Below are 9735 nucleotides of genomic sequence, written 5' to 3' on the forward strand. Positions count from 1 at the left end.
CCATAAAAAGGAGAAGAGGCCACCTGGCGCGAACGAGTCGCGCCAGGTGGCCTCTTTCTTATAAATCTACTGAGTTATGTCCCAGCCTCTTTCTTCTGTCTTTATTTCGTCGTGACCGCCAAGGCGTCCCCAAGGAACGTCGCAAGTTCGAGCATACCGTACTGCCCTGCTTTCGCTTCGGCGTCCGAGTTGTAGTTCGTGTTCGTGTTGACGTCATACGCGTACACGTTTCCATCCTCGTCTTCGATGATTTCAATTCCAGCAACGGCAATGTGATTGTTCTTCAGAAACGCCTCTAGCTGCTTGATAATCGGGTCGTCGAAACCAGAGACGATCTCGAACTTCGCCGGTGGCGTCTCGCCGACCGGGCAAAACTGGTCTTCAATCGAGCAGGCGTCGGCCGGGCAGAGTTCGAAGCCGTCTGACGTATCGACTCGTACCGCGTAAACGAACTTGCCCCCGATGAACTCACAGCGTGTGATGAACGGTTTCGGTGCCTCGATATATTGTTGGATGAGCGTAATCCCGTCAATCGATTCCTCGAACGTCGGTCCGTTCACGTATGCCTTCAACGCATCAACGGAATGAAACAACTGAACCCCGAGCCCTTTACCGGCCCGGTTGTGTTTCGTGATGAACGGCGTCATCCCGAGCTTCTCGGCCGCCTCGATGATTTGGGCTTTCCCGACGGCCGCAATCGTCTTCGGCACCCGAATTCCCTCTTGGCGGAGCGCCGTATACTGATTGACCTTGCTCACTTCGAGCCGAATCGCGCGTGTGCCGTTGAAGACGGTCCGTCCGTTCGCCTCGAGCCAAGCGAGCACACCTTCCGTCAACTCCGGCGCGTACCGGTGCCCCCGTGTGTGCGACGAGGCACTCATCCGGTTATAGAAGACGCCCTCTGGCGGCTCGGCCGCGATGTCGATGATGCCTTGATCGAGATGCCACAGCTCATATGGAAGTGATAATTCCTCGAGTCGTCGGACGAGATGGTCCGTCCATTCGTTGTTTTCGTGGAGTACGTGAATTTTGGCCATGTGAATCCCCCTTTTGATTGTCCTTACTTTACCATATCCATATCCGATTATTCCAATGCGCATAATTTATGATGCGTTATTTCTTAATTCATAACGGTTTCATGGTATAATGAACTTAATAATATAGCGAAATGTGATTAATTTCTAAAAGGAAGTGATGTGTTTGAATGGTTCGATTTTAAGTACGGATGTCTTAATTTTGTTGTTCGGGTTGCTCCTCGTCGCCGGTGTTTTGGCCACACGCGTATCGACGCGTTTTGGCTTGCCTGCCTTGATTTTGTTTATGGGCATCGGCATGCTGATGGGTAGCGATATCACCGGCCTGATTTTCTTCGACGACACCAATCTCGCTCAAATGATCGGTGTTGCCGCACTCGTCGTCATTTTGTTCGAGGGTGGACTGCAGACGAAATGGTCGTCGATTCGAAGTGTGCTTGCTCCGTCCGCTTCGCTCGCCACGATCGGCGTCTTGTTGACGACCGGACTTATCGCCGTGGCCGTTCGTTTCGTATTTGGTTTCGACTGGATTGAATCTTTCCTGTTCGGCGCGATCATCGGTTCAACCGATGCGGCTGCCGTCTTCGCCGCCTTTAAAGGAAAGAATATCTCGCCGAAAGTCGGCGCGACACTCGAAGCCGAGTCCGGCACGAATGACCCGATGGCGATGTTCTTGACGATTCTCGCCCTTGACTTCATGTTAAAACCCGACACGACGATTTGGGACGGTGTTTGGATGTTCATCCTACAAATCATCGTTGGTGCGTTCGTCGGTTATTTCCTCGGAAATTTGTCCCGACTCATGTTGAACCACTTGCGACTCGAGTCGAGCGGTCTGCACGCCGTCCTCATGATCTCAATGGCCTTTATGACATACGGTGTCGCCGCCTATTTTGCCGGCAGCGGACTACTTGCCGTCTATCTCGCCGCGATGATTGTCGGGAATGCGCATACAGCCCACGAAGTGACCATCGTCCAATTCTCAGAGGCACTCGCTTGGATTATGCAAATCATCATGTTCGTCATCCTCGGTCTGCTTGTCTTCCCGAGACAGTTGCTTGACCCGGAGCTCATCTGGAAAGGGTTATTGATTTCATTCATCCTGATGTTCATCGCCCGGCCGATTGCCGTCTATTTATCGACAATAAAGATGCAGTTTACCCACAAAGAAAAACTGTTTATCTCGTGGGCCGGACTGAAAGGCGCCGTGCCGATTGTCCTCGCTACGTTCCCGCTCATCGCAGGCATCGACAACGCCCAATTGATTTTCAACGCCGTCTTCTTCGTCGTCGTGACGAGTGCCTTGATTCAAGGAACGACATTAACACCGCTCGCGGCGAAACTCGATTTGCTCGGACCGGATAAAATTCGATCGCCCTATACGATCGCACTCGTCTCGAGCAAGCAATCGCAACATCAGCTCGTCCCTTACGTGGCGACCGAAGAATCATCAATGATTGGAAAAACGCTCGCCGATATCACCTTGCCACCGAACACGGTCGTGAATGCAATCGTCCGTCAAGACTATCTCATCCCGCCGACGGGCCAGACGAAAATCGAGCCAGGCGACTTGTTATACGTCCTCGCCTCGACGTATCGCCATGACCAACTCGATCGCAAGTTCGGGGAAGACGGGTTAGAGCGCGTCGAATTGTGACTCTCGTTTCTTCAATAAACTGTCACGTCAATTACGTTTATCCTTAGCTAAAAACGGACAGAGTAAAAGTGACAACACTTCTACGCTGTCCGTTTTTTGAAGGGGGAATTTGTATGTTCGATTTGACGCCATTTCGGAAGAATGAGCTCGAGCGATTGCGCAAAGATTTGTTCGGCGACGTCTTTGATCGAATGAATCAACTGTTCGATCCGAAAGACGGCGCGACGTCGTTCCTCGACTCGTTCAAACTCGACGTCCGGGACCAGGACGGCCAATACGTTATCGAGGCCGAGATGCCAGGTATCAAAAAAGATAACATCCACATCCGCTACGACAAAGACTATCTCATCCTCTCGGTCGACCAACGTGAAGAGAGGGAAGAAGACAAAGACTACGTCTATCGGGAACGCCGCGTCACATCGATGCAACGTTCACTCTATCTACCGAACGTGAAAGAAGATGCCATCAAAGCGAAACTGTCAGACGGCGTGCTCCACTTGACCGTACCGAAAGCCGATGACGGCTCGAGCACCCGCACCATTGAAATCGAAGAATAAATAAGGATCGTGCCGAGGCACGATCCTTATTTTTTTGCGTTGACCGTCCGCGCCGATGCAATCAACGTGGCCACGTCCTGTTCACGTCCCGCATGGAGCGCCTCGACGATGAAACTACCGACGACAACCCCGTCACAGGCTGCCCCGAGCGTCCGAACCTGATCGGCGCGATGGACACCGAATCCGGCGAGCACCGGTACCGGTGACCGCTCCGTCAACGAACGCAAGTGCTCGAGTAACTCATCCGGGAACACGTCCGTCTTCCCAGTCGTCCCTTTGAGCGTCACCGCATAGACGAATCCTTCCGCCTGATCCAGAATCGTGTCGATGCGGGTCTGACTGCTCGTCAACGTGACGAGCGGTACGACCGCGACTCCGTGACGATCGATGCCAGCGAACAAATCGAGGCTCTCTTCAAACGGCAAATCGGGAATGATGACGCCGCTGACCCCAGACGCTGCCGCCCGCTCGAAGAAACGCTCGACCCCGAACCGGAACACCGGATTCAAGTACGTCATCAAGACGATCGGCACCGAAAAACGACCCGTTCCTTCTATTAAATGGTCCAACACGTCCGTCAACGTCACACCTTGTTCGAGGGCGCGCATTCCAGCCGCCTCGATGATGGGACCGTCTGCCACCGGATCCGAGAATGGAATTCCGAGTTCGATGGCCGTCGCTCCCATCGCTTCTAGCCGTTCAATCGTCGGAATCAAGTGATCGAGTCCGCCGTCCCCGGCCATGATGTACGGGACGAACGCCGTCCCTTCACTCCGCTGTCGAATCGCTTCATCTAATCTCATCATTGTGTCACCCTTTCTCGAATCGTATGAACATCCTTATCCCCGCGACCAGATAGACAGATGACGAGCACGTCGTCCTCGTCCATCGTTTGGGCGAGCGTTTCCGCATAAGCGAGCGCATGCGATGACTCAAGTGCCGGAATAATCCCTTCTTGGCGGCTGAGCGACATGCAGGCCGCAAGTGCGTCTTCGTCCGTTACCGCCGCGTAGCGAACCCGCTCAATGTCTTTTAAGAAGCTGTGCTCTGGTCCGACACCCGGATAATCGAGCCCGGCCGAGATCGAGTGTGCTTCCTGGATTTGTCCGGCCGCGTCTTGCAAGACGTACATGAGCGACCCGTGGAGCACCCCGACCTCACCTTTCGTGAGCGTCGCCGCATGCTTGTCCGTATCGACGCCACTCCCTGCTGCCTCTACACCGTATAAGGCGACCGTTTCATCATTCAAGAACGGGTAGAACATGCCCATCGCGTTGCTCCCGCCACCGACACAAGCGACGACCGCGTCAGGGAGACGACCTGTCTTCTCGAGTACTTGGCGACGCGTCTCCGTCCCGATGACGCTTTGGAAATCGCGGACCATCGTCGGGAACGGGTGCGGTCCGAGCACCGACCCCATCACGTAATGCGTGTCATCGACGTGTTTGACCCAGTAACGGAGCGCCTCGTTGACGGCATCTTTCAGCGTTCGGCTCCCCGACTTGACCGGAACGACGGTCGCACCGAGTAGCTCCATCCGAAACACGTTCAATTCTTGACGTTCGACGTCGACCTCACCCATGAAAATCGTACATTCGAGATTGAGGAGCGCACATACCGTCGCCGTGGCGACACCATGCTGCCCGGCCCCTGTCTCGGCGACGACTTTTCGTTTGCCCATTCGTTTGGCGAGGAGTGCCTGACCGATTGTGTTGTTGATTTTATGAGCACCGGTATGGTTCAAATCTTCTCGTTTTAAATAGACGTTCGTCCCAAGACGGCGACTCATGTTCTCCGCATAATAGAGTGGCGTTTCCCGTCCTACATACTCACTGAGGAGATCGTTGAAGCGTTCCTGGAACTCAGGGTCTTGTTTCGCTTCCTCGTACGCCACTTCGAGCTCTTCGACCGCTTGCATGAGCGTCTCCGGTATATATTTCCCTCCATAGGGGCCGAACTTTCCGTTCACTGGTTGTGTATACATCGTGTTTCCTCCTTGGCGCGTCCGATGAACGCGCGAATTTTATCATGATCTTTCTGTCCATTCGTTTCCACACCGCTCGAGACGTCGACGCCGTCCGGTCGCATGGCGCGAATCGCCGCACCGACATTGTCGACGTTCAATCCACCGGCGAGCCAAAACGTCTGTTCCGGCCGTTCGAGCGTCTCCCAATCAAGCGCCTGCCCACTACCCGGCGTTGGCGCGTCGAGTAAAATGATGTCGGCCTCCGACTCGTGATCCGCTTCGATGATCGGGAGACCGAACTGACGGAACGTTTCAAGTGGCCGTGTCCGACGGTGCAATTGAATGTCGGTCAACCCGCAAGCGACGGCAGCTTCGACCTCTTTAATTGTTGGATCGAGAAATACGCCGACGACTCGGACATCTTCCGGGATGAACCCTCGAAGCCGTTGCGCCGTCGCGATGTCGATTTGGCGCGGGCTATCCGCAAAGACGAACCCGATGGCGTCCGCTCCGGCCTCTACCGCCGTCGCGACACTGGCCTCGGTCGTCAGTCCACATATTTTAACGAACATGATGTCAACTCCTCAATCAAGGCTGTCGGGTCGTCCTGTCGCATGAGCGCCTCCCCGACGAGAATCGCTCGGGCCCCGGCCGTCTGTAACCGACGGGCCGCCTCGCCTGTGCTGACGCCGCTCTCGCTGACGAACGCGACATCTGGATACTTCGTCATCAAGTCGACCGACGTGTCGAGCGAGACCTCGAACGTCTTCAAGTTTCGATTGTTGATGCCAATCAATACATCGCCCAGTTCGAGCGCCGTCTGGAGCTCGGCCTCATCATGAACTTCGACAAGCACGTCGAGGCCGATGGACCGCGCATACTGTTTTAAGGTATGAAGCCGGCTCGGATGGAGCGCCGCGACAATCAGCAGTGCCGCACTCGCTCCAGCTTCCTTCGCCCGGTCGAGCTGTCGTTCATCGATGATAAAGTCTTTGCAGAGGACTGGGATCTCAACAGCGGCCGCGACATCATGCAAGTCGTTGAACGAACCGTTGAAGTAGGTCGTATCCGTCAAAACGGAAATCATTGTCGCCCCTGCCTGTTCATACGTGCGGGCCCGGCTCACGACGTCCACTTCTTGGCGAATCACTCCTTTTGACGGGGAGGACCGCTTAATTTCGGCGATGACATGAAAGCCGTCCTTCATTAAAAGCGGTAATGAGATGGCTGTCGTCCGCGTCACCTCGATGTCTTCCATTTGATTGACCTCTTCAATTTTCGTTCCGATGATTTTCGTCAAGTAGCTCATGCGCCAACCTCCGTTCGTTGTAATTGTTTGAGCACGCGGATGGCGTGCCCTTCATCAATGCTTGCCGTTGCCGCGGCGACGCCTTCGCGAAGCGTCTGGACCGTCCCATATGTGCAGAGGGCGAGCGCGGCGTTCAATAAGACGACGTCTCGCGCCGATCCCTGCTCTCCGTTCAAGACGGCCAGGAGCGTCGCCGCATTCTCAGCTGGTGTCCCGCCTTGCAAGGCCGACAGCGGAGCTCGCATCAATCCGACGTCGCGCGGGTCGACGGTGTAACGGGCCACTTTGTCGCCGTTGAAGAACAAGACGTCATTTCTTCCAGCGAGACTCGCTTCATCCAGCCCGCCCGCCCCATGGACGACCATTCCGCGCTCGACGCCGAGGTGGCGCATCGCCGTCGCCATCTTCTCGATGAGCGATGGATGGTACACGCCGATCAATTGCCGCTTCGGCTTGAGCGGGTTCGTCAACGGGCCGATTTGATTGAAGATGGTCGCCGTTGCGAGTCGTTTCCGGACCGGCATGACGTGTTTCATGACCGGATGGATGTGTTGGGCGAACAAGAAACTCAAGTTCGTCCGCTCAAGGTCGGCGAGCATCGCCTCATGACTTTGGACGATCGGGATATTCAATGACTCGAGGACGTCGGCACTGCCTGACCGGCTCGACACGCTGCGATTCCCATGTTTGGCGACCGGGATGTTGAGCCCCGCTAAGACGAACGCGACCGTCGAGCTGATGTTGAACGTGTTCGCCCCGTCACCGCCTGTGCCACAGACGTCGAGCACAGGGAGCGTCGTCTCGGGGAACGTTGCCGCCTCACGAATATAGTCAGCGAGTCCGGCCATCTCCTCAGCCGTCTCACCGCGCGCTTTCATGGCGAGTAACACCTCGGCGATTTGCGCTTCATCGGCTTGGAACAGCTCGGCCGCTGCCAGTTTCATTTCATTCGTCGTCAATGGGTTCGTCAATAGTCGTGTTAACATGTCCGTTCCTCCTCAAGCATTTTGGGTATAAAAAAACTCCATACGACGTCTGTCGTATGGAGGACGGTATGGACCGCGGTGCCACCTCTCGTTGGATCGATTGATCCCACTTTCCGATGCTATCACATCGTATCCCGATAACGGAGGAAACCGTCATGACCTACTTGATTCAGCCATGCTCTCATGAGCCCATTCACGTGATGGCCTCGGCCGGGATCCCACCACCCCCGGCTCTCTGAACGAGACTTGTTCACGCTACTCTTCTCAATCACTGATTTATGATGTGTTGAAACGAAAAAGGGTCACCCGCCCGACTCATAGCTTGCGCTATGAGAAGGACGAGTAACCCCGTGGTGCCACCTTCGTTGGTTCCGTAGAACCCACTTCACGGACAAACATCCGCTTTCCCATGGTAACGGTGGGTGACCCGCTAAAGCCTACTAAAAGTTTCGGTTTAGAGCTCGGAAGTCCATTCGCGACGTCCCGCATACTGATTCACACCAACCATCAGCTCTCTGTCATACGGGGACCGTCGTTACTTCTCTTCGTCGACGCCTTTATTCGTTTCAATTAAGTTAACTCGTACTATACAGGTCGAGAAACCTCCTGTCAAACAAAAGCATGTAAAAAAACTTTGCTTCTATAGGTGCGGCCGAATCGATACCGTCTTTTGCGATTTCGCGAGTTGACACTTGATTTTTTTGTCTGCTATAGTCGTCCCCAACAACACTTCACTCAACTAAAGGAGAATTGACTTTGGAAACTAGCAAATTAAAACGTGAACTGTCCACGCGGCAGTTGACGATGATTTCGCTCGGTAGCGCCATCGGGACGGGCCTCTTCCTCGGAAGCGGGCTCGCTATCCAAACGGCAGGACCGAGTGTGCTCGTCAGTTACGCCATCGGAGCCTTCATCGTCCTGTTATTGATGGGCTGTCTCGCTGAGATGACCGTCGCCCATCCGACCTCGGGCTCGTTCGGCACAATCGCCGAACGCTATGTCCATCCGCTCGCCGGCTTTTTGGTCCGTTACTCGTACTGGGTCGCCAACGTCCTCGCCATCGGCGTCGAAGTGAGCGCAATCGCCATCTATATGCGGTACTGGTTCCCCGACGTGAACGGATTCGTCTGGGTCGCCGTATTCGGCGGATTGCTCATCTACGTCAACGCCCGGCACGTCCATACGTTCGGGACGACCGAATACTGGTTATCGTTCATCAAAGTAACGGCCATCATTCTATTTATCGTGCTCGGTGCCGCCACGCTGTTCGGTCAACCCGTTTCACCGATTGAATCCATCACAGCCGGCGATGAAGGCTTCTTCGCTTTCGGATTTTACGGCATGTGGGTGACGATTTTCATCTCCCTCTTCAGTTTCCTCGGGACCGAGCTCGTCGCCGTCACGGCCGGCGAAGCGAAAGACCCGGACCGCGCCGTCCCGAAAGCGCTACGTGCGACGGTATTCCGGTTGACGTTCTTTTATCTCGTCACAATCGCCATCATGCTCATGCTCATCCCTTGGCAGCAAGCCGGGATTGATCAAAGCCCATTCGTTCTCGTCATGCAGCAGTTCGACGTGCCTGGCGCAGCCGGCATTTTAAACTTTGTCATCTTGATCGCTGCGTTGTCAGCGATGAACGCTCAGCTCTATGCTTCAACGCGAATGATGTATTCCCTCGCCGAAGCTGGTGATGCTCCGCGTCTCTTTAAAAAAGTCAGCACTAGCGGGATTCCAATGCCCGCCTTGCTCGTCTCTACAGGCGGAATCATTCTCGCGGCGCTGCTTCAAGTGTTCATGGAATCGTCGTATCCGTTCCTCATGGGGATCTCGATGTTCGGAGCCATCTTCACATGGTTCATGGTATTCGTCTCGCACCTGTTCTTCCGCAAAAAGTGGACAGGACGCAAATTACCGGTCCGCATGATCGGTTACCCGTTCTTGCCGTTACTCGGTGCCGGACTATTGCTCAGCCTCATGATCACGACATGGTTCACCGACTTCAATATTCTGCTCAAGTTCGGGATTCCGTGGTTGGTCGGATTGACCGTCATCTATCTCGTGCGTGAGCACTTCCGCAAAGCGAACGAACAATTAAACGACATCGAACAAGCCAACTGAAACAAGCGCCTGTCCGCAATGATATGCTCCCCAATAGGTAGACAGATGAAATAACAAATCTGTTTATCTGATTGGGGAGTGTTTTTTATGTCGAAAAGTCGGCATTCG

The 9735-nt window shown here is 54.6% G+C and carries 9 protein-coding genes and 2 other annotated features; of the genes, 3 read left to right on the forward strand and 6 right to left on the reverse strand.

What is annotated here, in order from left to right:
- Positions 1-101: 101 nt before the first annotated feature.
- The gene (locus KNP79_RS15290) at positions 102-1037 is read right to left on the reverse strand and encodes an ATP-grasp domain-containing protein (protein ID WP_215192910.1); all 936 of its coding nucleotides are present in this window, start codon (positions 1035-1037) and stop codon (positions 102-104) included.
- A 157-nt stretch (positions 1038-1194) separates the two neighbouring features.
- On the opposite strand from KNP79_RS15290, the gene KNP79_RS15295 reads away from it, so the two are divergent.
- Together KNP79_RS15295 and KNP79_RS15300 are read left to right on the forward strand one after the other, a co-directional pair.
- A complete protein-coding gene (locus KNP79_RS15295) occupies positions 1195-2691 on the forward strand; it encodes a potassium/proton antiporter (RefSeq protein WP_215192911.1) in 1497 nt (498 codons plus the stop codon).
- 113 nt (positions 2692-2804) lie between these two features.
- Complete coding sequence (locus tag KNP79_RS15300) at positions 2805-3248, forward strand: Hsp20/alpha crystallin family protein (protein ID WP_021066003.1); 444 nt, start codon at positions 2805-2807, stop codon at positions 3246-3248.
- Positions 3249-3274: 26 nt separating this feature from the next.
- On the opposite strand, the gene trpA is transcribed toward KNP79_RS15300, so the two are convergent.
- Genes trpA through trpD form a run of 5 tightly spaced genes read right to left on the reverse strand, consistent with a single transcriptional unit; the run spans position 3275 to position 7509 of the window.
- Positions 3275-4051, reverse strand: a complete 777-nt coding sequence (gene trpA, locus KNP79_RS15305; protein WP_215192912.1) for a tryptophan synthase subunit alpha — start codon at positions 4049-4051, stop codon at positions 3275-3277.
- Positions 4051-5232 carry a tryptophan synthase subunit beta gene (gene trpB, locus KNP79_RS15310; RefSeq protein WP_215192913.1) on the reverse strand — a complete coding sequence of 394 codons (1182 nt, stop codon included), beginning with the start codon at positions 5230-5232 and terminating at the stop codon, positions 4051-4053. Before trpB ends, trpA begins: the two co-directional genes overlap by 1 nt.
- Entirely contained in the window at positions 5214-5786 is a 573-nt protein-coding gene (locus tag KNP79_RS15315) for a phosphoribosylanthranilate isomerase (RefSeq protein WP_215192914.1), read from the reverse strand. Before KNP79_RS15315 ends, trpB begins: the two co-directional genes overlap by 19 nt.
- Positions 5762-6523 (reverse strand): indole-3-glycerol phosphate synthase TrpC, encoded by a 762-nt coding sequence (gene trpC / locus KNP79_RS15320; RefSeq protein WP_138858679.1) that lies wholly within the window; start codon positions 6521-6523, stop codon positions 5762-5764. Before trpC ends, KNP79_RS15315 begins: the two co-directional genes overlap by 25 nt.
- Positions 6520-7509, reverse strand: a complete 990-nt coding sequence (trpD, locus tag KNP79_RS15325; protein ID WP_138858678.1) for an anthranilate phosphoribosyltransferase — start codon at positions 7507-7509, stop codon at positions 6520-6522. Before trpD ends, trpC begins: the two co-directional genes overlap by 4 nt.
- 56 nt (positions 7510-7565) lie before the next feature.
- Positions 7566-7790: a binding site (T-box leader), on the reverse strand.
- A 50-nt stretch (positions 7791-7840) separates the two neighbouring features.
- Positions 7841-8070 (reverse strand) — a binding site (T-box leader).
- A gap of 189 nt (positions 8071-8259) precedes the next feature.
- Here trpD and KNP79_RS15330 point away from each other — a divergent pair.
- The gene (locus KNP79_RS15330; protein WP_371743441.1) at positions 8260-9627 is read left to right on the forward strand and encodes an amino acid permease; all 1368 of its coding nucleotides are present in this window, start codon (positions 8260-8262) and stop codon (positions 9625-9627) included.
- Positions 9628-9735: the final 108 nt, after the last annotated feature.

It is taken from the genome of Exiguobacterium sp. s7 (assembly GCF_018618195.1).
Lineage (GTDB): Bacteria > Bacillota > Bacilli > Exiguobacteriales > Exiguobacteriaceae > Exiguobacterium > Exiguobacterium mexicanum_A.

Bases quoted from the DNA above. Each gene is read 5' to 3' on its own strand.
- KNP79_RS15290 (WP_215192910.1), bottom strand. From the start codon at position 1,037: ATGGCCAAAATTCACGTACTCCACGAAAACAACGAATGGACGGACCAT.
- trpA (WP_215192912.1), bottom strand. From the start codon at position 4,051: ATGAGATTAGATGAAGCGATTCGACAGCGGAGTGAAGGGACGGCGTTC.
- KNP79_RS15315 (WP_215192914.1), bottom strand. From the start codon at position 5,786: ATGTTCGTTAAAATATGTGGACTGACGACCGAGGCCAGTGTCGCGACG.
- trpB (WP_215192913.1), bottom strand. From the start codon at position 5,232: ATGTATACACAACCAGTGAACGGAAAGTTCGGCCCCTATGGAGGGAAA.
- KNP79_RS15295 (WP_215192911.1), top strand. From the start codon at position 1,195: ATGTGTTTGAATGGTTCGATTTTAAGTACGGATGTCTTAATTTTGTTG.
- KNP79_RS15300 (WP_021066003.1), top strand. From the start codon at position 2,805: ATGTTCGATTTGACGCCATTTCGGAAGAATGAGCTCGAGCGATTGCGC.
- trpC (WP_138858679.1), bottom strand. From the start codon at position 6,523: ATGAGCTACTTGACGAAAATCATCGGAACGAAAATTGAAGAGGTCAAT.
- trpD (WP_138858678.1), bottom strand. From the start codon at position 7,509: ATGTTAACACGACTATTGACGAACCCATTGACGACGAATGAAATGAAA.